Source organism: Brevibacillus sp. HB1.3, from assembly GCF_013186635.1.
Classification (GTDB): domain Bacteria; phylum Bacillota; class Bacilli; order Brevibacillales; family Brevibacillaceae; genus Brevibacillus; species Brevibacillus brevis_D.
Genome location: NZ_JABMIT010000004.1, coordinates 78,171 through 101,814, shown reverse-complemented (window position 1 = coordinate 101,814; position 23,644 = coordinate 78,171). Strand labels below are relative to the sequence as shown.

Annotated in this window: 20 protein-coding genes; 16 read left to right on the top strand and 4 right to left on the bottom strand. The window is 47.8% G+C overall.

From position 1 onward, the window contains the following. Positions 1-112: 112 nt before the first annotated feature. Positions 113-2,272, top strand: coding sequence for a glycosyl hydrolase family 18 protein (locus HPY31_RS10935; protein ID WP_483297062.1), 2,160 nt, complete (start codon positions 113-115; stop codon positions 2,270-2,272). 249 nt (positions 2,273-2,521) lie between these two features. Here HPY31_RS10935 and HPY31_RS10930 read toward each other — a convergent pair whose 3' ends face one another. Then, the gene (locus HPY31_RS10930) at positions 2,522-2,764 is read right to left on the bottom strand and encodes a hypothetical protein (protein ID WP_172140729.1); all 243 of its coding nucleotides are present in this window, start codon (positions 2,762-2,764) and stop codon (positions 2,522-2,524) included. Between the two features lie 238 nt (positions 2,765-3,002). Between HPY31_RS10930 and HPY31_RS10925 the strand changes: the two genes are divergently transcribed. From HPY31_RS10925 to HPY31_RS10860, 14 genes are all read left to right on the top strand, one after another. Continuing rightward, positions 3,003-4,541: a YcdB/YcdC domain-containing protein gene (locus HPY31_RS10925; protein ID WP_172140728.1), complete on the top strand. Its 1,539-nt coding sequence runs from the start codon at positions 3,003-3,005 to the stop codon at positions 4,539-4,541. Positions 4,542-4,828: 287 nt separating this feature from the next. Next, positions 4,829-6,034: an ROK family transcriptional regulator gene (locus HPY31_RS10920; protein ID WP_172140727.1), complete on the top strand. Its 1,206-nt coding sequence runs from the start codon at positions 4,829-4,831 to the stop codon at positions 6,032-6,034. Positions 6,035-6,186: 152 nt separating this feature from the next. Continuing rightward, a complete protein-coding gene (locus HPY31_RS10915; protein WP_172140726.1) occupies positions 6,187-7,467 on the top strand; it encodes an ABC transporter substrate-binding protein in 1,281 nt (426 codons plus the stop codon). Positions 7,468-7,538: 71 nt separating this feature from the next. Continuing rightward, the gene (locus HPY31_RS10910) at positions 7,539-8,498 is read left to right on the top strand and encodes a carbohydrate ABC transporter permease (protein WP_172140725.1); all 960 of its coding nucleotides are present in this window, start codon (positions 7,539-7,541) and stop codon (positions 8,496-8,498) included. A gap of 30 nt (positions 8,499-8,528) precedes the next feature. Further along, on the top strand, positions 8,529-9,371 hold the full coding sequence (locus HPY31_RS10905) for a carbohydrate ABC transporter permease (protein ID WP_016739348.1): 843 nt from the start codon (positions 8,529-8,531) through the stop codon (positions 9,369-9,371). 28 nt (positions 9,372-9,399) lie between these two features. Further along, positions 9,400-10,389 carry a Gfo/Idh/MocA family protein gene (locus HPY31_RS10900; RefSeq protein ID WP_172140724.1) on the top strand — a complete coding sequence of 330 codons (990 nt, stop codon included), beginning with the start codon at positions 9,400-9,402 and terminating at the stop codon, positions 10,387-10,389. A gap of 13 nt (positions 10,390-10,402) precedes the next feature. Then, positions 10,403-11,377, top strand: a complete 975-nt coding sequence (locus tag HPY31_RS10895) for a Gfo/Idh/MocA family protein (RefSeq protein ID WP_172140723.1) — start codon at positions 10,403-10,405, stop codon at positions 11,375-11,377. Between the two features lie 15 nt (positions 11,378-11,392). Then, a complete protein-coding gene (locus HPY31_RS10890) occupies positions 11,393-12,367 on the top strand; it encodes a Gfo/Idh/MocA family protein (protein WP_172140722.1) in 975 nt (324 codons plus the stop codon). 5 nt (positions 12,368-12,372) lie between these two features. Next, positions 12,373-13,197, top strand: coding sequence for a sugar phosphate isomerase/epimerase family protein (locus tag HPY31_RS10885; RefSeq protein ID WP_172140721.1), 825 nt, complete (start codon positions 12,373-12,375; stop codon positions 13,195-13,197). A 27-nt stretch (positions 13,198-13,224) separates the two neighbouring features. Then, positions 13,225-14,211 carry an ROK family protein gene (locus HPY31_RS10880; RefSeq protein ID WP_172140720.1) on the top strand — a complete coding sequence of 329 codons (987 nt, stop codon included), beginning with the start codon at positions 13,225-13,227 and terminating at the stop codon, positions 14,209-14,211. A 163-nt stretch (positions 14,212-14,374) separates the two neighbouring features. Continuing rightward, entirely contained in the window at positions 14,375-15,193 is an 819-nt protein-coding gene (locus HPY31_RS10875; RefSeq protein ID WP_172140719.1) for a hypothetical protein, read from the top strand. A gap of 124 nt (positions 15,194-15,317) precedes the next feature. After that, positions 15,318-16,370 carry a hypothetical protein gene (locus HPY31_RS10870; RefSeq protein WP_172140718.1) on the top strand — a complete coding sequence of 351 codons (1,053 nt, stop codon included), beginning with the start codon at positions 15,318-15,320 and terminating at the stop codon, positions 16,368-16,370. Between the two features lie 136 nt (positions 16,371-16,506). Further along, positions 16,507-17,421 (top strand): cysteine synthase A, encoded by a 915-nt coding sequence (gene cysK / locus HPY31_RS10865; RefSeq protein ID WP_172140717.1) that lies wholly within the window; start codon positions 16,507-16,509, stop codon positions 17,419-17,421. Positions 17,422-17,436: 15 nt separating this feature from the next. Continuing rightward, positions 17,437-18,600, top strand: a complete 1,164-nt coding sequence (locus HPY31_RS10860) for an FAD-dependent monooxygenase (protein ID WP_172140716.1) — start codon at positions 17,437-17,439, stop codon at positions 18,598-18,600. Between the two features lie 58 nt (positions 18,601-18,658). Here the strand turns inward: HPY31_RS10860 and HPY31_RS10855 are convergent, their stop codons facing one another. Next, positions 18,659-19,843 carry an amidohydrolase gene (locus HPY31_RS10855; protein WP_172140715.1) on the bottom strand — a complete coding sequence of 395 codons (1,185 nt, stop codon included), beginning with the start codon at positions 19,841-19,843 and terminating at the stop codon, positions 18,659-18,661. A gap of 241 nt (positions 19,844-20,084) precedes the next feature. Here HPY31_RS10855 and HPY31_RS10850 point away from each other — a divergent pair, with 241 nt between their 5' ends. Further along, positions 20,085-21,419 (top strand): sensor histidine kinase, encoded by a 1,335-nt coding sequence (locus HPY31_RS10850; protein ID WP_026133912.1) that lies wholly within the window; start codon positions 20,085-20,087, stop codon positions 21,417-21,419. Positions 21,420-21,495: 76 nt separating this feature from the next. Here HPY31_RS10850 and HPY31_RS10845 read toward each other — a convergent pair whose 3' ends face one another. Both HPY31_RS10845 and HPY31_RS10840 read right to left on the bottom strand, forming a co-directional pair. After that, the gene (locus HPY31_RS10845; RefSeq protein ID WP_172140714.1) at positions 21,496-22,683 is read right to left on the bottom strand and encodes an MFS transporter; all 1,188 of its coding nucleotides are present in this window, start codon (positions 22,681-22,683) and stop codon (positions 21,496-21,498) included. A 124-nt stretch (positions 22,684-22,807) separates the two neighbouring features. Further along, positions 22,808-23,566 carry a TrmB family transcriptional regulator gene (locus HPY31_RS10840; protein WP_172140713.1) on the bottom strand — a complete coding sequence of 253 codons (759 nt, stop codon included), beginning with the start codon at positions 23,564-23,566 and terminating at the stop codon, positions 22,808-22,810. Positions 23,567-23,644 lie beyond the last annotated feature (78 nt).

Genomic DNA, 23,644 nt, shown 5'->3' with positions numbered 1-23,644 from the left:
TCGCTTTGGATTACCCTTTTATTACCATTTATGTAAGCGCATTAGCATATTGTAATGTAAGACGTAATAAGATGGATTTGTAATAAAATCCATGAAGATCGAGAGGGATACTATGAAATTCAAGAAATGTGTGAGGAATGTGCTAATGGTAGGGGCCCTGCTTGTCACCTCCGTTTTGCCGATGGCGGCACAGGTGGCACAAGCAGAGGAAAATCAAGCAGAGGCGACTGCGGTATCCAATTACAAAATTATTGGCTACTACCCCTCATGGGGGGCTTATGGGCGAAACTACAATGTAACGGATATCGATCCTAATAAAGTAACACATATTAACTACGCATTTGCGGATATTTGCTGGAATGGCAGACACGGCAACCCAGATCCAACGGGGCCGAATCCACAAACGTGGGCTTGCCAGGATGAAGTAGGCAATATTAATGCCCCAAATGGTACGGTTGTTCTTGGAGATCCGTGGATTGATGTGCAAAAATCCTATCCCGGGGATACATGGGATCAGCCGATCCGCGGAAATTTGAATCAATTGGCAAAATTAAAGCAAAAAAACCCTCAATTAAAGACATTGATATCGATAGGGGGCTGGACGTGGTCCAATCGCTTCTCGGATGTAGCAGCAGATCCAGCTGCTCGCCAAGTATTTGCGCAATCTTCAGTCGACTTCATCCGGAAATATCAGATGGATGGGGTCGATCTCGATTGGGAGTACCCGGTTGGTGGAGGTTTGCCTGGAAACAGCACACGTCCAGCAGATAAGCAAAATTATACGTTGTTGCTACAAGCTGTCAGGGACAAACTCGATGCGGCTGAGGTAACGGATGGCAAACAGTACTATTTGACGATTGCCTCTGGTGCCAGCCCTAGCTATGCCGCAAATACAGAGCTTGGAAATATTGCCAGGGTTGTGGATTGGATCAATATTATGACCTACGACTTTTATGGAGCCTTCCAAAAGCAGACTGGACATAACGCACCGTTGGCCTATGATCCGGCAGCAGGAGCAGCAGGTTTGCCAAATGCCGAGACCTATAACGTCCAAACAGCAGTAGAGGGTCATCTTCGTGACGGGGTTCCTGCCAGCAAGCTCGTTCTCGGACTTCCGTTTTACGGCAGGGGCTGGTCGGGTTGCGGAACAGCGAACAATGGGGAATATCAAAATTGCACAGGGGCTTCAACAGGAACGTGGGAACCTGGCATGCTTGACTTCACGGATATCCAAAATAATTATGTGAACAAAAATGGCTTCACACGCCACTGGAATGACGCTGCAAAAGTGCCCTATCTCTTCAACCCGGCTTCGAAAACCTATATTAGCTATGACGATGTGACTTCAATCGGTCACAAAACTTCTTATATTACATCCAAAGGATTGGCAGGCGCAATGTTCTGGGAATTTAGCGGAGACCGTAACAAGGTTCTGCTAGACAAAGTGAATGGCGATCTTCAAGGCGGGACAGCACCAGTCGACAACGTTCCGCCGACAGCACCAGCTAATCTCCAAGCGACCGCCAAAACAGCGACAAGTGTTAGTCTGAGTTGGGGGGCTGCTACCGACAATGTAGGGGTTACTGGCTATGAGGTATACAATGGCACTCAGCTTGCGAAAACGGTAACGGGTACAAATACGACGATTAGCGGGCTGTCAGCTGGCACTACGTACCAATTCACTGTGAAGGCGAAAGATGCAGCAGGGAATTCCTCAGTAGCGAGCAATGAGGTAACGGTTACGACGGATACGATTCAGCCAGACAACCAACCTCCTAGCACACCTACCAATCTAGTCATAACAGGGAAAACTAGCACGAGTATCAGTCTGAGCTGGGCTGCTTCTACAGACAATATTGCGGTGACAAATTACGAGGTTTACAACGGGACAGCATTAGCAGCGGATGTAACGACTACGTCTGCAACTGTCACAGGACTCACCCCTAACACTTCTTATACCTTCTCTGTGGTAGCGAAGGATGCAGTAGGTAATGCTTCACAAAAGAGCATCGAGGTCGTAGGCGTAACAGATGCTGCAAATCCAGGAACTCCTGCCTGGGCGCCAAATGTCAATTATGCAGCTGGTGATTTGGTCAGCTATCAAGGCAAGGTATACAAATGTCTGCAACCACACACTTCCCTCGTAGGATGGGAGCCAGCAAATGTAGCAGCTCTCTGGCAGGTTCAACAGCAAGCGGCAGTAGAAGAAGTCGATGGTTATGTAGAAGAGGAGATTTTGGAGGAAACAGAAGGGAATGCAGATGCGCAGTAAGTAAGGAAGGGGCTGTCCCTCCAGTCATGAAAATGACGGAGGAACAGCCCCTATTTGTTCGTTTGGAAATTAAGCAAAGGCTTTTAACAGTTGGAGGACTAATGGAATAAGATCTCCAATAAAAGTAAGAATCGCAATTGCAGTATTCATAGAAGCCCCTCCTTAAAATTCCAAATTCACTATTATTATATTAATGTTCATAATAGAAATCAAGAAATATTTTCCACCTATACTGAAATAATAAGTGGCTTATGTGAAAAAGTCATACAATGACTTGATAAAAATAACGATTTGTAAGGCAACTAGTCCAAAAATTTTGATAGCCCAGTTTCTGTTCTTTTTCCATTCCAATACGCCTTTCGAGGCACACATAACGACTAAGCCTACCATTGCTAATAGCTGAATGAAAGCGACACCTGTCAGAAATGCTAGAATTCCAATGACAATAACAACGGTCACGGTCGCTTTAAACCAAAAGGGCTGCTCACTCATACTAACGCCCCATTCCCTTTTTTGTAAATTTTAACATACACAAGAAAAAAGCCAAGCCATAAGGCTGTTAGAGACTTATGAAAAGCAAAGGGGGAGTATTCCGCCTTCTTACTAAGGAAGGTAGAGCGGGAGGAATGTATGTATATATGTTACTTTTTTTAGGAAAATGAAACAAAACAGATTCAGGTTCGAATAATGAATGTGAGAAAACAAATATGAACAGACGAGAGGAAGAGAAATGATGAAAAAAGTTACGCACGCTGTGTTCCTCCTGATGGCTGCAAGTATTGCGATTTCATCTTCTAGTGGTGCACTGGCTAGGGAGAATACGCTGGAAAAACTAAAAGTAGAGCAAATGACTCCTGAAATAAATAAGCTGGTAGAAAAAGGGGTAAAGAAAGCAACTAGTCTCATCCCTTATTTGAAAGATTATCCTGTAAGAGAAGTAGTAGTGAAAGACACTCCTTATCTGCTCGTGAACAACTACAAGTCAAAAGAAAACAATGCAGAATTCGTTACCTTGGTGCTCGACAAAAATACTGGTGACCTGCTTGAGTTTGGCAAATACGAGCTATATAACCAAAAGAGCCAAACGCTTTACCCGATCGACAAATCGAAAGAAATAGCCATGTCGTTTATGAGAAAGTTGTACGGTGAAGACATGGCAGGATACCAGTTTGATGGGGATGGGGTTGCGAAAGTTTTCGATGGTCAAACAAATACCATTCAGTTTGTACGTATGGTCAACGGAGTTCCTTTCACAGACGACATCGTTCAGATACAAGTTGATCACGAAGGGCAAATCACAGGAAAATCCCTTGGCAAACCAATCGAAAAAATCTCCTTCGCGAAATTGGATCAGATCCTATCCAAAGAAAAAGCTGAGAAACAGCTGTCCACCTATATGAAATTACGGTATTCCCTCGATCAAGACGGAAAAACATACAAGCTCCTCTATGTTCCTGCTTTTTCCGGTAAGTTGGATGCCGTGTCCGGCAAAGACAGCGTGAATATGCCTTATCATAGCAAAGTGAATGTGAAACCAAAGGGTGCCAGCCAGCCCGTAGCACAATCCCGTGAAGAAGCACAAGCGTATTTGGCTCAGCGTACGGGTTATGATTTTGCAAAAGGGAATGTCTTTTTTGAAGATTTAACTGGTGAAAAACCCGTGATTATCCAATATTTCTGGAAAACAAGGAAATGGGAGGGACGTACTAATTATTCGTGGAGAACAGACGACGGATGGATTGGGAGCATGCTAATCGAACCGAAGACAGGGTCAATTGTGAGCTATCATGTCGTCGATACAAGTGTGTCAAAGACCGCTACCAAAAAATTGACGCAAGAGCAGGCTTTGCAATTGGCCATAAATGAATTAGCAGAGATTACTCCTGCTGGTATAGGCGAGCTGCTGCTACTTCAGCCCGGAGAATATGATGAAAGTACAAATCAATACGACTTCTTTTTTGTGAGGCAAGAGCAAGAGATTCCTGTTGAGGATGGGCTGACGCATATCTCGATCAACGGCAGCAACGGGAAAGTCATGGGGATCGATCTCAATGAAAAGGTCGATGGCGTGATGGCTGATCCGAAGAAGGCAATCTCCCAAGAAGAAGCGGCAGCCGCATTGCTCAAGAAATATCCATTGCAGCTACAGTATATCTTGCAAGAAGAAGGTAAAGCTGCTCTCGTCTATACGTTGCCGATGCTATTCGATGCAAAAATAGATGCGTTGACGGGCGAGTTTTATTCCTACGGGTCCACAGATAAGAAATAAAGCAAGAATAACCTCCCTTTCCAACGGATTAAGGGAGGTTATTTTGATTAAAAGTATTGGCAATCTCCACCAGCCTGGCTATCACATCTTCCTCATAATAAAAATGGTAGGTTAGTTCATAGTGGGTGGAGCCGTTTTTGCAAAAAGGAGTAGGTATAAATCGATGAAGTGGATTCAATCAGAAAAAGTTGATCGAAATCTAAGAAAAAACGAAATTGACACAAAATACAAACTTCAGTATGATCACTTTATAAAGTCATTGGAAAAATAAAGGATGAACGAATACGATGCGCAGAACTGGAGATCTAAAACTAATTCAAGAACTCAATCGCTTTATTATACTGGACACCATTCGCCAGTTTGGGCCCATCTCGAGAAGTGATATCGCCAAAAAGCAGGGCATCAGCCCAACTACAGTCACCTCGGCAGTCAACGAACTGATCCGTGACGGCATGGTTGCAGAAGATGGAACTGGTGAGTCAAAGGGTGGTCGTAAGCCGATTATGGTTCGCTTTTGTCCAGACGGGAAGTTTTTGATTGGCGTCTCGATTACGAATACAGCGATTACGATAGCCGAAATGAATTTGGAAGCGGCTACAAAGCAAAAGAAAATCTATCCGGTCAAAGCTGGTCTAGTGAGTGACCTGATCATCCAATATGTGCTGGATTCGATCGGGGACTTTCTCCAGTCAATGGATGATGTCAGTCGTTGTCTGGGCATTTCCATCATCGCACCAGGGATTGTCGATGCAGCGAGCGGGGTCATTCGCTTCAACTCCAAGCTACGTTTGCATGATGTTCCATTAAAGGACATGGCAGAAGAGCGTTTTGGTCTAAACACATGGCTCGACAACGATGCCAATGCAATCGCCCTGGCGGAAAAAAACTTCGGTGGTGGTCTGAATGCTGACAATCTCCTGTTTGTTACTGTAGGAGAAGGGGTTGGTTCGGGCCTCGTTGTAAACGGTTCCATCTTCCGCGGAAGTCGAGGTGGGGCAGGTGAATTCGGGCATACGACAGTTGATCGAAGTGGGATGCGCTGTGACTGCGGTAATGTCGGCTGTTTGGAAAACTATGTGGCGTGGCCAGCCATTTACTCAGGCTTGCTGTCCGCCGTTACACGAGGAAAAGAAACGCTCGTCATGGATTTGGCTGACGGAGATCTGACAAGAATCACATTTGATGTCTTTCGCCAAGCATTGCATCAAGGGGATCAGGTATGCCAAGACATTGTTGACGAAATCGCTTCATACATGTCAATCGGCATCGTGAATCTGGTGAATTTGTTCAATCCGAGCCTGATCATTCTGGGTGGAGAAATGATCAGGGACAACCAAGTGTTGTTTGAGCGCATCCAAAAACAAGTGATGGCCCAAGCGATGGGGACGATGGTCGAAGGGCTGGAATTCCGTCCGACTGTACTGGGGGCTGATTTCGAGGTCAAGGCTGCTGCTGCTGTTTTGTTACAAGATGTTTTTCACTTCAGCTTGTAACCTCTTTTTATATACTTTATTCGGTCATTGGAAAAAGAAAGTTTACCCCATCAAAAATCGTTGAAAGGGGGCGAGTCGAAAAGGAAAGCGCGTCGAGTTTGGCCATATTTTGGGGGTAAAAGAGGAGAACGTAAATCGAGGAGGGGTTTCTGATGAAGAAGTTGGTTTCGATTGCAATGGCTGCTCTCTTGGTAGCAGTAGCAGGATGTTCGGGCGGCGGGCAGAGCTCCGCACCAGCTGGAACAACTGACAGTGCTGCTTCAGGCGAAAAGGTAACGCTCACCTATGCGCTGTGGGATAAAAACCAAATGCCTGCGATAGAGGAAATGGCAAAAAAGTTTAATGAAAAGAACCCGAACGTGGACATCAAGATCGAGCTAACGCCTAACAAGCAATACTGGACAAAGATGGAGGCAGCCGCAACGGGTGGCACCCTGCCGGACATTTTTTGGATTAATGGTCCGCGTATCATTAAATACGCAGATAACGACATGCTCCTGCCGATAACAGATCAAATCAAGGCAGATGGCATCGATCTGAACAATTATCCGAAAGCTCTCGTTGATCTTTACACCTACGATGGACAAAACTACGCGCTACCGAAAGATTTCGACACCATTGGCCTCTGGTATAACAAGAAGCTGTTTGACGATGCAAAAGTACCGTATCCAGACGAAACCTGGGATTGGAACAAGCTGAAGGAAGTAGCAAAGCAATTAACGGATGAGAAAAAAGGCGTTTGGGGAATTGCAGCACCTCCTTATGGACAGGACGGCTTCTATAACACAATCCTTCAAAACGGTGGCTATATCATTTCGGAAGACAAGAAAACGTCCGGCTATGACAAACCGGAAACGATCGAGGGCCTCAAGTTTTGGACAGATCTGATCAACGAAAAAGCATCGCCAACAGCAGCGCAATTGTCCGAAACAGAGGCAACACAGCTATTTGAATCAGGCAAGATCGCGATGATGTACAACGGTTCATGGATGGCATCCGCTTTTCATAAGAATGAATATACGAAGGACAAGGTGGACGTGACGTATCTTCCAAAAGGGAAAGAGAACACAAGCGTCATTCACGGCTTGGGCAACGTGATTTCGGCTAATACCAAGCATCCGAAGGAAGCATGGGAATTCGTGAAATTCTTGGGCTCGAAAGAAGGGGCAGAAATCCTGGCAAAATCGGGTGCTGCGATTCCGGCATTTAACGGAACACAGGATACATGGATTCAATCCATGCCGAACTTTCATTTGAAAATTTTTATTGATCAGGCAGCTGTAGCGAAACCGTATCCAATCTCGAAGGACACAGCAAAATGGGCCAAGCTGGAAACAGAGCTCATGACCAAGGCTTGGGCTGGACAAATGAGCGTAGAGGATGCATCCAAAGAGCTCGCGCAAAAAATGAACGAAATGCTTAGCCAAGAATAAATGGTCTATGATGGATGGCTTCGCATCATGGACGAGGCCATCCTTTTTTGAAAAGCTGATGTAAGGAGGGAATGAATGCGATGAGCAGCCAGTTGCAGCCTGAAATGCACGCCGCCGTCCAGCAAAAAACGAATAAATCGTTGAATCGCATGAAGAGAAGTGATTGGTTCTGGGCGTATCTCATGATTGCTCCCACACTGATCGGGTTGGGTGTCTTCTACTTATGGCCGATCATACAAACCATTTATTTAAGCTTTACCAAATGGGGAGGCTTTGGCAAGTACAAGTGGGCTGGCTTACATAATTACGAGCTGTTGTTGAAGGACCCTAACTTGTGGATCGCGCTGAAAAACACGCTGATTTATACAGTAATCGCAGTTCCGGTAAGTATCGCTATCTCCATTTTTATCGCTGTGCTGCTTAATCAGAAAATTAAGGGGATTGCGATTTATCGCACCCTGTACTTCCTGCCTGTTGTGACGATGGCAGCAGCGGTGGCGATGGTGTGGAGATGGTTGTACAACGCTGATTACGGTCTGATCAATTATTTGCTGGGATCGATAGGCATTGAGGGCCCACGCTGGATATCTGATCCCGCCATTGCTTTGTATGCGGTGATTATCGTTGCCGTTTGGAGCTCCATCGGATACAACATGGTGATTTTCCTGGCCGGACTGCAAGGCATCCCGAGAAGCTATTACGAAGCAGCAGAAATTGACGGAGCGGGGCCGGTTCGGATGTTTTTCAAGATTACGCTGCCGCTGTTAACTCCTTCGATTTTTTTCGTCAGTATCACTTCCTTGATTGGGGCTTTTCAAGTATTTGACCTGATTTACCTGATGCTCGGAAGCAAAATGGGCAATCCGGCGACTGAACAAACGCAGACGATGGCGTACTTGTTCTTTACGAATGGATTTGAATCAGGAAACGGTGGCTATGCGGCCGCAGTTGCTGTCGTGCTTCTGGTAATGATCCTGATTGTTACCGCAATTCAAATGAAGTTGCAGAAAAAATGGGTTCACTATGATTAATCAACGCTGAACAGACGGGAGGGATATGGAATGAGTGTTTATACGAGTCGGAACAAAATGGGCAAGAAGTTGCTGATTCATCTGCTGTTGATTGCAGGTGCTCTCGTGATGATTGCACCATTCGTCTGGATGGTTCTCACCTCGCTCAAGTCACTAGGCGAATCGACACAGGTGCCTCCGGTCATTTTGCCGACCAAGTACCAATGGGAGAATTACACCCATATTTTTGAGATGCTGCCCTTCTTGGACTTTTATTGGAATACCGTGATCACAACTGTGGCGAAGGTGATCGGACAAGTATTCCTTTGCTCGCTTGCGGCGTACGCATTCGCGCGAATCGAATTTCCAGGGCGAAACGCCTTGTTCATCCTGTTCTTGACCGTTTTGATGGTGCCAGGTCAGGTGTTTCTGCTCCCGCAATTTATGATCATGAAGGAGCTTGGCTGGCTGAATACGTTGACGGCATTGATTGTACCGGGCTTGTTCAGTGCATTCGGTACGTTTCTTCTGCGTCAGTTTTTCATGTCGCTGCCGAAAGAACTGGAAGAAGCGGCGAAGCTCGATGGCTGCAACCATTTTCAGATTTACTGGAGAATTATGCTGCCGTTGGCGAAGCCCGGCCTGATCGCACTCGCTATTTTCGTAGCGTTGTGGTCTTGGAACGACCTGATGTGGCCGTTGATCGTCAACAGCACGCCTGATAAAATGCCGCTCTCCGCAGGCTTGGCGTACTTGACGGGCGAGCACACCAATTTGACGAACTACCCGATTTTGATGGCGGGCTCCGTTCTTGCCATTTGGCCGATGATCATCGTTTTTATTTTCTTGCAGAAGCATTTTGTCGAGGGAATTACCCTAACTGGGTCCAAATAGACTTTTTCCCAAAAGGAGTGGAACCATTATGAATCATGTTCTGGTAATCGGAGCAGGAACCATGGGGACTGTTCACGCGAAATCGTATGCTGCCATGGAGAACGTTAAGCTGGTCGGGATCGTCGATATCCGCAGCGAGAGAGGAAAAGAGCTGGCAGCCGAGACAAAAACAGAATGGTTTGAGAGCTATGAAGAGGCACTTGAAAAACTGGCACAGGTAGATATCGTAGACGTGTGTTTGCCTACGTACCTTCATAAGACCTATGTGAAAAAGGCTGCGGATGCAGGCAAGCATGTCATTTGCGAAAAGCCGTTGGCCCGTGATAAGGAAGAAGCTCGTTATATCGTTGATTATTGCCGGGAGAAAAACGTCAAGCTGTTCGTCGGACACGTCCTGCGCTTCTTCCCGGAATACGAAAAATCCCGTCAGCTGGTTCATGACGGTGCGATTGGCAACGTTGGTGTGGCACGGACGTTCCGTGGTGGTATCTTCCCGACAGCGTGGAATGACTGGTACGCCGACTACAAAAACAGTGGCAGCCTTGTTTTAGATATGATCATTCACGATTTTGACTTTTTGCGTTGGTGCTTCGGGGATGTGGAGCGTGTGTACGCGAAAGGCTTGCTTGGTCGAGGCTTTGCCCGGATGGATTACGCGCTGGTCACGCTTCGCTTCAAGAACGGCATGATTGCACATGTGGAAGGCTCGTGGGCACATGAAGGCTTCGCGATGAAAATGGAGCTGGCGGGCAAGGAAGGAATCATTTCCTACGACAGCTCGAAGGAAAAACCGTTAGTAGCGGTTAATCGCTCGAAGCAAGCTGGCATGAGCGGAGTCGCAGTTCCGGAGAGCCCGTTGCGTGAAAACCCGTATTTCAGAGAACTAAAGCATTTCATTGAGTGCATCGACCATGATCTGGAGCCACTCGTGACGGCAGAAGACGCCGTGAAAGCGGTAGAAATCGCTCGTGCCGCGCTTGTGTCAATCGAAACGGGCAAACCCGTAACTTTGGTGTAGGAGGGGACTGGACATGAAACTCGGAATCATCAGTGTTGCACATATGCATGCATACAGCTACGCAAATGCGGTTGCGAAATTAGATGGGGTTCAATTAGTCGGGGTAGCTGACGAGGATGAAGTGCGTGGAAAGGCGGCGGCTGAAAAGTTTGGCGTTCCGTTCTTCGCCGATTATCATGAGCTGCTCGCAACGGATATCGATGCGGTCATCGTCACCTCAGAAAACGCCAAGCACCAAGAGCATACGATAGCGGCAGCGAAGGCAGGCAAGCACATCCTGTGTGAAAAACCATTGGCGACAACAGCAGAGGCTGCTCAAGAGATGATCGACTTTTGCCGCGAACAGGGCGTCATTTTGCAGACAGCATTCCCAGTGCGATTCCATCCAGCTGTTGTTCGAGCAAAGCAATTGGTGGAGCAAGGCAAGGTCGGACGGATCATGGCAATCCGGGGTACGAACCGTGGACAAAATCCCGGTGGTTGGTTCGTCGATCTGGAAAAATCCGGCGGAGGTGCAGTGATCGATCACACCGTTCACGTTGTTGATTTGATGCGCTGGTTTATGAACGCTGAAGTGCGTGAGGTTTACGCGGAGATAGACAGCAAGTTTTCCGATACGCCGATTGATGATTGCGGCATTTTGACCATGGAATTTGAGAATGGGGTATTTGCCACACTCGATTGCAGCTGGTCTCGCAACAAGTCCTTCCCGACATGGGGAGACGTGACGATGGAAATTATCGGGACAGAGGGCACAATTTCGCTCGACGCTTTTTCTCAAAAGCTGGATGTGTATTCCAATGAAAAAGGCTTGAAGTGGGTCAACTGGGGCGATGACATGGACAGTCAATTGGTCAAGGATTTCGTCACCAGCGTGCGAGAAAAGAAAGCGCCGTCTATTACGGGTGAAGACGGCTTGCGGGCTGTGGAAGTTGCACTCGCCGCATATCGATCCGCTGAACAGAAGCAACCAGTCGTATTACGCTAGGACGGTGAAGGACGCATGAGTGTACGTGTAGGCATGATCGGCGTAGGTGGAATCGGGCAGCATCATCTAAAAGGCTTGTTGACGGACGAAAGGGTAAAGGTCGTTGCTGTGTGCGACGTGAACCAAGTGGCTGCTGCTGAGACTGCTGAGCGCATTGGTGCGCATGGCTACACCTCTTGGCGTGAGCTAGTAGAGGTAGAAAAGCTGGATGCTTTGTTTGTGTGCGTCCCGCCTTTTGCGCATGAAGAGATTGAGGAGTCGGCGGCTGCAAAAGGGATTCATCTGTTTGTGGAAAAGCCAATTGGGCTGGACATACAGAAAGTGAACAAAAAGCAAGAAGCGATTGAAAAGGCAGGGATAATCACTGCGACTGGCTATTGCCTGCGTTATCTCGATATCGTGCAGGAAGCGAAAGTGTACTTGGAAGGCAAGTCGATTGCACTCGTCCGGGGTCATTATTTGACCAAGTTTGTTACGACACCTTGGTGGAGGGAAATGGGCAAGTCGGGTGGACAGCTTGTCGAGCAGGCGACACATACGCTGGACATGATGCGGTTTTTGGCTGGCGATATCGAGAAGGTCTATGCGCAGATGGCCTTGCTCGTCTCGCGTGACATTCCAAACATCGATATTCCAGACGTGACTTCCATTAGTATGGTGTTTCAGTCAGGGGCGCTAGGACATCTGGATACGTGCTTCATCCAGCCGGATCACCGTACGAATGTAGAAATCTTGGGCAAAGATTTCCGCGTCATGATTGACGGGAAGCAATTATCGATCATCGATGAGCAGGGAGCGCGTACAAAAGAGAGCACAGTGGATATGTACGTGGAGCAAGATCGGGCGTTTATCACAGCGATTGTGACAGGGGATCGCAGCTTGATTCTGTCGCCGTATGAATCAGCGAGAAAGACGCTGGAAGTAACATTGGCAGCGAATCAATCGGCACAAGAAGGAAAGCCTGTCACTATTTTGAGAAAAGGGGAGTGAGGCGCATGGCTTTTCAAAAGGGAATCAATGCTTGGTGCTTCCCGAAGGAAACGAGCGTGCAAGAAATGTTTCGCCAGGCGAAAGTGCATGGCTATCAAGGGGTAGAACTGAATTTGGACGAGGGAGATGCTCCCTTTCATCTAGGGATGACAGAGCAGGAATTAAAGGGGCTGGCAGACGAGGCTCGCGAGCTCGGTTTGGAGCTGCCAAGCGTCTCTACTGCTCTTTTATGGAAATATCCGTTGACACACAATGAGGAAGCGACCCGCGAGCAAGGCATTCATGTTGTCGAGAAAATGATAGAGGCGGCAAGCATTTTTGGCTCGCGAACCGTCCTCGTCGTTCCAGGTCTCGTAACAGCTGAGGTGTCGTATGATACGGCCTATGAACGGGCACGTGAAGCATTGCAGCGCTTGGCGAAAAAGGCGGAGCAGCATCAGGTATACATCGGAGTCGAAAACGTGTGGAACAAGTTTTTGCTTAGTCCACTGGAGATGGCCCGCTTGATCGATGAAGTAGATAGTCCGTGGGTAGGCGCTTATTTTGATGTAGGCAACGTGTTGCAATTCGGTTTTCCTGAGCAATGGATTCGCATTTTGGGCAAGAGAATCCAAGCTATTCACGTCAAAGATTTCAAGACAACGACAGGCAACATCACAGGTTTCGTGCCGCTGCTCGCTGGCGATATTCCATGGAACCGCGTGATGGAAGCGTTGCGTGAGATCGGGTACGACGGCTACATCATCCCGGAAATCTCGCCTTATAGCCAGTTGCCTGAGCAATTGATCGCGCATACGTCCCATTCGTTGGACGCCATTTTTCAATCGTGAATGGACAGCAAGGATGTGAAGCGGAAGATGAATCAAGACAAACCATATGCCATCGGGATTGATCTGGGAGGCACGAAGATCATGGCCGCGATCGTCGACGAGCATGGTAATATCCTCAGGCAGGCGAACGCAGCGACCCAAACAGAAGAGGCAGCGCAGGCAGTCATCGGACGTATCGGTGATTTGGTGCAGACGGTTCTAGACGAGAGTGGCATCCATCTCTCTCGCATTCGCGGGATCGGGATTGCAACTGCGGGAATTATTGATACGCAGCGCCATATGGTCATTTTTGCGAGCAATCTAAACTGGAGCGATGTGCCGATCGGCGCGATGCTTCAGGAGCGGTTTGGCGTAGCCGTGCAATTGATCAATGATGCCAATGCAGCAGCGGTAGCTGAATGGGCGTTTGGAAGTGCGCGAGGCACGAAAGACTTGATTTATGTAACGGTCAGTACGGGTGTTGGTGCTGGGATTATCAGTGGAGGACGGCTGATTACAGGCGTTGGCGATAGTGCCGGGGAGTTCGGGCATATTTCGCTTGATCCAGAAGGACCGCTGTGCGTGTGCGGGAATAGAGGATGTCTGGAAAATTACACGTCTGGGCTGGCTTTGGCAAGCAGGGCTAGGGAACAGCTTCTACAGGGTGCTACCAGCTCGTTACTCGTTGAAAATGGGAATGACCTGAGCAGGATAACGGCTAGAGAGGTCGGAGAGGCGGCGGTTCGCGGAGATTTGCTTAGCATGACCTTGATGAAGGAAGCAGGTTATTATCTCGGGGTCGGGCTGACTAATCTGATCCACCTGTTTAATCCACAGGTGATCGTCATGGGTGGCGGTGTGATGAAGAACGGACAGCTGCTGCTTGCAGAAGCGAAGAACGTCATTCGCGAGCGTTCAATCTCTCGGATGGCAAACCAAGCGAGCATCCAGTTGACGACAATTGGTGCGGAAGCAGGTGTGCTCGGTGCTGCAGGCATGTATTATCCATCCGAGCGTGAAATGGTTGAGGTATAACGGAATGAAAGTGCGAGAGGCCGATGTTTGGGAGACATCGGCTTTTTCCTGTTCCCTATATATTGCGGGTCATAGGAGCCTAGACCTAATTTCTATCTATTGGTAAAATATTAATTGGAAAAATCTTCACATAGCATGATTGAGAGACAGACGGAGGGGTACCATGGCAGAGGCCAAAACAGCAAAAGCAGCGAAGAAGCCCGGATTTTTCAAAGAACTCCTTACTTTTTTATTGGTAATTGCCATCACCCTTGGAATTGCTAGCGGTGCTATTTTCTATTTATCCGGGAAAAACCTGGATGATCTGCTAGGATCGCGACCCGTGGCAAAAAAGGAAACAAATCAGCCTGCACCCGTAAATCCAGTGTCTACAGGTCAGGAAGCGGGCACAAATCAGCAGTCAAATGCTGTAGCTGTATCGTCGGAGGGGAAAAGTACAACGGACGTGGCGATGCCGGCAGCTTATCCGGTTGAAACGGTAGGCCAACAAAATAATGTCGTAGGACAAGTAGCACAACCAGCAATTCCTACCCAAAAGGGATCGCTCAAGGGTACGATTACTTGGCAGTATAACGATTTTGTTGGGACGAAGCCGGATGTGAATGCAAGGATTCTACTCATTTCCAAAGATTATGATAAGAATACGCTCACTGATGATGAAGAGAGTATATTTGCAATAGGTACAGTACCAAAAAAAAACGTGGGATTATTTGCTGCAAAAGCAAATGGATATGGAAATTACGAGGTTGGTAACTTACCGGCTGGAGAATATCACATCTTGGTCGTATCAGCACAAACCACTCGCAATATTAATGAGCCTATTGATGAATATTTCACAAGTATATTGAAACCTTACATCAGAAATTGGGATTCATTTGTAAGGATTAGTCTATTACATTTAAAATATGAACTCTCCACGATTACAATCGAAGAAGGTCAAACACTCGATTTCAGTCACGATTTTGGTAATACGTTCTATTAATCTTGTTTTGGCCTTTAGACTCATAGGGTTTTCCCCCGCGATTCATGTATCATTAAACTATGGCACGTTTTGGCAGGGAAAACAGGTCAAACGTAATAGAATTTGTGGGTAAAGGGGTCGCAGCATGAAGGGAAAAAACAAAAGCATCATGATCGTCATGGCTCTGGTCATCGTCGCATTGCTGGGATACGCAGGCTATCGTTTCTTTGCTCCTGTGACACTGGCAGAAGGGTATTTGTACGAAGACGATACACGCATGCTATACACGAGTGTCACGGTAAATAACGAGAAAGTAAACGTAGAAATAACAGATTCCATCGTCGAAACGGAAGACAGCATCCCGGTTCTGAAAACCGAGTCGATCTTGCTGGAGGGAACGATGGATGGGGCGCAGCTGACCCTAAAAAATCCGGCGACTGGTCAGGATATCATCGGCACAGTGCAGGGTGACGAGCTCCAATTTGACGGGCTGCTCATGGAAAAAAATAAGGGACAGACGAGTCTTGTTGCCACAAACAAAAGCGCGTACGAAAGCAAATTGACGACATTAGCCAAGCGCATCAACGAGGAAGCAGAGGTAAAAAAGAAAGCAGCAGCAGAACAACAAGCCAAAGAAAAAGCGCGTGTGGACTTCGCCAAAAAAGTAGAAAAGACAGGAAAGCTAGAGGCTGATCTGATTGAAACGGCAAAGTATTTGGACGAGCTGCAATTTACGGATGAAGCGCAGTTTTCAAATGATCAAATAGCGGAGCTGCAAAGACTGTTGGAAGAGATTCGTACCTATTCGACGCAGCCAGGCTTGAACAAGATGGAATTCGAGGTCATGCAAGGAACGCTGGGCAGTATGAAGGTGTTGGTTGATGGGATGAACACCATGGATGGCTCGATCCAGGATAAAAACAAAAACATGCAGGAAATGATCGCCATCATGGAGACCGACATGAAGGACCTCCAAACAATTTGGGCGGAAATCAAAGCGAGCGTGCCGGATGCCGAGAAACGGGAAAAAGCAGTCCATGCGGCCATCAAGACGGCGACTGATTCAATCGCGCAGGCGAAGCAGCGCCAAGGCTCGGTAGACAAAAGCGGACAAGCAAAAGTGAAAGAAACCGCGAACGGTCTGTATCAACAAGCGGTGAATGTACTGAATCAGACAAAAGCAAAGTATGGTTTTTAGACAGGAACAAGGCTCTCCTTCGAGAGCTTTTTCTCATTTGAGCACCCTTATCGTTTTCAGGGCAGAAAAATTGTATTATTCTTATAGTATTACTAAGGGATAATGACATGAAGGCATATTTTCCAGGAGGAGTACGATGAGCGTCTACCAGAACATTACCGACTTGATTGGAAACACGCCGATTGTTCGACTGAGGCGCATGGTTCCTGAAGGAGCAGCAGAAGTTTTTGTGAAGCTGGAGAAATTCAATCCGTCAGGGAGTGTGAAGGACCGCGCTGCCTATAATCTGATTTTGACAGCTGAGCAAGCAGGACTGATCCAACCGGGGGATACGATCATAGAGCCGACGAGCGGAAATACCGGAATCGGCTTGGCGATGAATGCCGCAGCAAAAGGCTATCGCGCGATTTTGGTCATGCCTGACAATATGTCGAAGGAACGGATCAATCTATTGAAAGCGTATGGGGCAGAGGTTGTCTTGACACCAAGCGAGCTGAGGATGCCGGGGGCGATTGCCAAAGCGCAAGAGCTGCAAAAAGAGATTCCGCGCAGCTTTATTCCCCAGCAATTCGAAAATCAGGCGAACCCGGACATTCATCGAACGACGACAGCGAAGGAAATCTTTGCGCAAATGAATGGTCGACTGGATGCTTTTGTCGCCACAGCCGGGACGGGAGGAACAATTACCGGAACAGGCGAAGCGTTGCGCGAAAAGCTCCCGGAGCTGTATATCGCGGTCGTCGAACCAAAAGGCTCCCCGGTTCTGTCAGGCGGAAAGCCTGGTCCACATAAACTGGTGGGCACGAGCCCCGGTTTTGTTCCACAAATCCTCAATACAAGCATTTATAATGAAATCATTCAAATCGCAGACGAAGACGCTCTACAAAGCATGAGGCAGCTTGCAGCGTTGGAAGGAATACTCGTCGGACCTTCATCGGGTGCCTCGGTCTTTGCTGCCATTACGATTGCCAAAAGGCTGGGAGTGGGGAAGCGAGTCGTTTGCATTGCGCCTGATACGGGGGAGCGGTATTTGAGTATGAATCTTTTCTAATGAGGAGAAAAGGCGATGAGCAACGAAAAACACGCGGTGATCATCGGGGCAGGCTTGAGTGGGCTCGCAACTGCGCTTGCTTTGAAGCAAAAGAGCTGGCAAGTGACGCTTTATGAGCAGGCAAAGGAGCATAAAGGCATCGGCGCTGGAATTGTTTTGGCTGCCAATGCCATGAAGGCATTGGATAAGCTGGGAGCTGGACAGGAAGTACGCGAACGTGGGGCAGCTGTCCGTTCAGCACGGATTCGCGACTGGAAAGGAAATTTGTTAGTCGAGCTGCCCGTCGCGGAACAAGCAGAACGGTACGGGGCTGACAGCTACTTGATTCATCGGGCTGATTTGCAGCAGGCTCTTTTGGCGAAAATCGCGACGCATGAATTGATTTTAGGCAAGCAGTTCGTTTCATTTTCTCAAGAAGAGGAAAGGGTTCATGCCGCTTTTGCAGATGGGTCACGCACACATGGGACAATTCTGATCGGAGCGGACGGGATTCACTCTCGTGTACGGAAGAGCTTATTCGGTGAAGAGTCGATGAGATACTCCGGGTATACGGCGATTCGCGGAATTGCTACTTATCAAGACCCTCGTTATCCACTGGAATCAGGTGGCGGCTTTGAAGCATGGGGACGGGGGATTCGTTTCGGGTTTTCCCATATCGGGAACAATCGAATACACTGGTTTGCAGCCATCAATGAACCTGAGGGAGAACAAGATGGGCCGATGGGACGGAAGCGAGAGACTTTGCGCCGACTTGAAGGCTGGTATGAGCCAGTGCGTGCAGTGATTGAGGCAACAGAGGATGCAGCTATCTTACGGCATGATATTTACGACCGTACACCACTCAGGAGATGGAGTGAGGGCCGTGTTACATTAGTGGGCGATGCGGCACATCCGATGCTGCCGAATCTGGGGCAAGGCGCGGGTCAGGGAATGGAAGACGCACTTGTGCTGGCCAGATGCCTGGCAGATAACAACACGGGCTCGGCTCACGCTTTGCGCATGTATGAAGAGATACGAAAGAAGCGAGCGAATGCGATTGTGAAAGGTTCCCGCTTGATGGGAGCAGTCACCCAATGGGAAAATCCGCTCGCCATCGCGGCTCGTCATTTCCTGCTAAAAACGATCCCTGCCCGTATCCAGAGCAGAAGACTGGACTGGATTGTCGGACACGAGGTGTGAATACGGCGGTAGAAAAAAGGCAAGGAGCATGAGGTCCTTGCCTTTCGACTTTTTCCGCTTATTGATGACGTGCCTGATAGGCAAGCAACGCTGCAATGAATAACTGACCGGTTTGAATCATGGAGCGCTCATCGACATCGAATTTGGGATGATGATGCGGATATGTCGCCTGAATCTCCGGATTGCGTCCGCCGACCATGAAGAAGGTAGCCGGGCGCTCTTGGGCAAAGTAAGCAAAATCCTCTCCACCCATGCCAGGTGGGATTTTCAAGACGCGCTCCTCACCAAAAATCCGTTTGGCTTCTTCTGCAAGTAGCGGAGTTTCTGTCTCATCGTTCCAAGTAGCTGGGTACCCGCGTTGGTACATGATTTCGCAAGTAGCTCCGACTGCCTGGCAGCTGGCTTCCACGATACGTTTCAGAGATTGCTCGACCGCTGCCCTCACTTCCTCGTCATACGTGCGGACAGTCCCTTTGAGCCTCACTTGATCAGGGATGACGTTGAACGCTTCGCCCCCGCCCACGAAGGAGCAAACAGACAGAACGACTTGTTTCAGCGGATCTACCTGACGGCTGGCAATCTGCTGCAAATTCATGACAACCTGACTGCCCAATACGATTGGGTCAACGGAGGTATGAGGATAAGCACCGTGTCCGCCTTTTCCGTACAAAACGATCTCGAAGCTGTCTGCTGCTGCTGTAATGTAGCCATGACCGATTCCGACAGTGCCTACGGGAAGTTCGGAGGCAACGTGTGCGCCATACACAACATCGACTCCTTCGAGACACCCCGCCTCCACCATGGCTTTGGCGCCACCAGGTGGCAGCTCTTCCGCGAATTGATGCAGGAATACCACATTTCCTGGGAGCTCATCGCGAAACTCGCTCAACACTTGTGCGACTCCTAAAAGTCCGGAGGTATGTATATCGTGACCGCACGCGTGCATGACGCCTGGAATTCGGGACTTATACGGTACTTCTTTTTCATCATGAATGGGTAGGGCATCGAAGTCAGCGCGCAACGCAACTGTTTTTCCTGGCTTTCCACCCCTCAAGAGACCGACAACACCCATGCCGCCGACACCGGTTTGTACCTCTATACCAAAAGAAGCTAGCTTGTCTGCTACTTTCTTCGCTGTGTTTTCCTCCTGAAAGGAAAGCTCGGGATACATATGCAAATCACGTCTGAATGTAACAAGCTCTGGATAAATCTCCTGTAGCCGGGCAAACCATTTTTCTTCCATCGAACCCACTCCTTTTTCCTAGGGAAAGAGATTGGTATTTCGTATTCGCCTTATTATAAAAATATTCCGAATCATAATTCAATGTATGATTTCGAGAAGTATAATGAAGCTACATTCATATTATGTAGACATTTCCAGTAGAAATCTCTAGAATATTAGAGAGACATGTTCAAAAAGTCATGTTTTTAGTACAACCAAATAAACAAAAGACGACTTTTTGCACAGATGGATTGAGGAGATTATGACGAGTACACACCCAAAAAACCCCAGAGTTCTAATCATTATGCTCGTTTCTAGCATCCTTGTTTTGATCTTGACTTGTGTAAGCATCGCGATTTCTTATTTCAATACGATTCAATCCGTCCGACTCTCCATTGCGAATCAAAGCATGAACGCTGCCTCTACAGTAGCAGACAGTCTAGATGTTGACGCGTATCAGGAGTTTTTACGAAATCCGGTAAAAGGGACCCCCGCCTATAAACGAATCGAACAGCAATTGAATCAAGCGCGTGAGCAGTTCGGTCTGCTGTATTTATACACGATTCAAATCAGTGAAGACAGGCAGAGTGGTCGCGCAATGATCGTCGCAAGGCCTCCAAATGCGAAGCAAACTTTTGAAATCGGTATGCCGATTGTTCTATCTCCTAAGCACATTCAAATGATTTACGAAGGATCATCAACGTACTACTCAGATATTATCAGGGATCCAAATTACGGGGTCTACTTGTCTGCGGGCGCGCCGCTTAGAGATAGAGAAGGAAGAATCATCGGAATCATCGGAGTAGATACGGACGTAGCCATCGTCGAGGACATTGGAGATGATGTCGTTCGTAGCAGCATTCCTGTTTTTGCGATTCAAGGTTTGTTTGTCGTCGTACTGATCTTCCTGGTTCTTTGTATGGAACGCTGGTACCAACGTGCCATCAAGGCAGCAGTTGACGAGACGGAAGAAACCTATCAGGATGAATTGCGCTCAGTCATTTGTTCGATGCGCTCCATACGCCATGATTTCGTCAATCACATGCAAGTGCTCTACGGTTTGATCGAATGCGGATATTATCCAAAAGCACGAGATTACGTGCAGTCGTTGCTGAAAGAAACCAAGCTTCTGGATCTCACGGTGAGGTTTGCGAATCCTGCCTTAATGGTATTGCTTCACACCAAATGGGAGCAGGCTAAATCCAAACAAATCGTGATGCAATTTGAAGAATGTTCTGATCCAATCGATAGCATTCCTTCCGTTGATCTCATTAAAATTTTATCGAATCTTATTGATAATGCGATTGAAGCGGCTGATTTAGCGGATGGGGAAAAGCGAGTCAGCATTTCATTTTGCTGTGATGAGGAACACGTTATTTTCCGAGTTGAAAATACAGGACCGGAAATCACGCCAGAACAACGTGCACGTATATTCGAGAATGGCTATACAACGAAAACGAAAACAGAGAAAAAATGTGGCTCGCGTGGAACGGGTCTGACGATCGTAGATGCAGTTGTTCACAAGTACAAGGGGAAAATTGAGGTTTGGTCTGAGCGGGGAATCACGAGATTTACCGTCTGGTTGCCAGTGAAATAGGCTCATAACGAAAATGATTCAAGGATGATAAGAAAAAGCCGTCAAACAGTTGACGGCTTTTTGCTTTTGCGAGTCTCTATGCATGGTGTCCTGACGCAGGCTGCACCACTTGGCTTTCCTGTGCTTGAAATGGACGTGAGATCGAGTAGAAGGCGAATCCGAATGAAATCAGGACGAACACGGCTCCAACCCAAGGCGTGTAGATAACGGAAGACCGCTCGACGACGAGGCCGCCAGCCAGAGAACCAAGGGCGATACCTAAATGCTGGGCCGAAGTATTCAAGCTCAATTGAATGTCTGCGGTAGCAGGTGAGCAGGAGATCAAATAGTTTTGCTGCGCTGGCGAAATAGCCCAGCTAAGCGCACTCCAGATGAACATGATCGGCAAGAACAAATAAAGCGAGCCTGTAAAAAACGGCAAGACACACATGATCAAGCCAAACACTGGAATGATGAACAGTATGCTTTTGGTTGCTCCCCATTTATCTGCGATCCAACCGCCAATACCACCCCCAGCAACGGCTGCAAGCCCAAACAAGAGATAAATCCAGCTTAATGTCGTTCCATCGACATTCATCGTCGTTTGCAGATAAGGGGTGAAGTATGCATACAGCGTCAAGTGACCTGTCAGCATTAACAAAACGATAAACAAGGCGCTGAATAGCTTGCCGCTACGGAGGGTAGTCATTTGATCACGCAGCGGAATCGGCGGTGCGGTTTGAACTTTTGGCAAAAACAAGAGGATAAAAAGCATCGCGACAATACTCAGAGCTGCAATGAGCCAAAAGGGGGCACGCCATCCGAAGACATTCCCCAGAGCCAGTCCGACAGGGACGCCGAGTACAAGCGAACCGCTAATCCCCATGAAAATAACCCCAATGGCGCGGCCGCGATAAGCAGGTTCCACAAGATTCGTTGCAATTGTAATCGACAGCACTATCAGGATGGAGCTACTTGCTGCGCTCAAGACGCGCGCCGTCATTAATACAGCGTAGCTCGGACTAAGTGCAGCGAGCACATTACTCAGGAAAAAGGCTGCTAATGCATACAAGTATAGCTTTTTGCGCTCGACGCGCCTCGTAACATGCAGGAGCAGAGGAGCAGCAATGGCAAAGGCAAGCGAGAAAATGGTGATTAATTGTCCGGCAGCGCTAATCGATACCTGAAGATCACGAGCAATCAGATCGAGCGTACCACCGATAATCAATTCCACCGTACCTACGACAAAGGTAGCAATCGCTAAGATGAAGACACGTGGATTCAAGACAATAGCTCCTCTCAAACAAAAAGGTTACTACCATAATAGTAACCTTTTTGTTCTTGTGCAACTAAAAAATTCTCCATATAAATAGAAAAGACTTCGGCCAAAAGCCAAAGTCCAGGGATTGTCAGTATCGGAGACGGATGATCATCCTGCGGATTTCTTCATCGTCAAACAGTTGATCCACATATTTTTGGGTGATTTTTGTCAGTGCGACATCATGGTAAAAAGAATCGGCAAAAAATTTAACGAACGGTTGACCGCGTGTCTTGATCGCATGCCACCCTGAGTCCTCCTCACCTGCAAAAATCATTTCATCTTGGTCCGCTACGATTAGCTGATAGCGCTCCAAGCCTTGATGCTCTTGCACCGGGATAAAGGAATGAACACAGGATAGCGTGGTGTTAATCTGTCCGATCACCAAGGCTTCGATCTCGACGCCTTCCTTTTCTTTCTTCTCAAGTAGGGGGACATACTCTAAAAAATCATCGGACCAGGCGGAGATACGAATAGACCGAGTCGCTCGTTGGATCAGTTGTTTGCATTCTGCGCGAATCGATTCGTCAACCTTCAGGCTCCAGACTCGGTCATCACGTACGGTTTTATGAGAAAGGGAGCTGGTCAATTTTTTGACGTCTGTTTGAAATTGGCGAGTCAGCTTTTCTACCAGGCTGTCCAGAGGAAGGGCTGTATATCGCTTCTTCTTTTCCGATATGGTGTCAAGGACCATCCCCTTTTCTACCAGACGATTGAGCACCTCGTAAATTTTGGCCTTTGGCACCCCCGAATGCTTCACGACCATTGCCGCATCGAGAGGCTCGCCGCTAGACGCCAACGCTTCATAAACTTTACTCTCATACAGAGAAAAACCAAATGTTTGTAGCATCAAAATCCTCCATGGAAAACACGAGCATTTTTATTCGATCGTACCGATAATCGAGGTGTTTTGCAAGAAAGAGGGAGG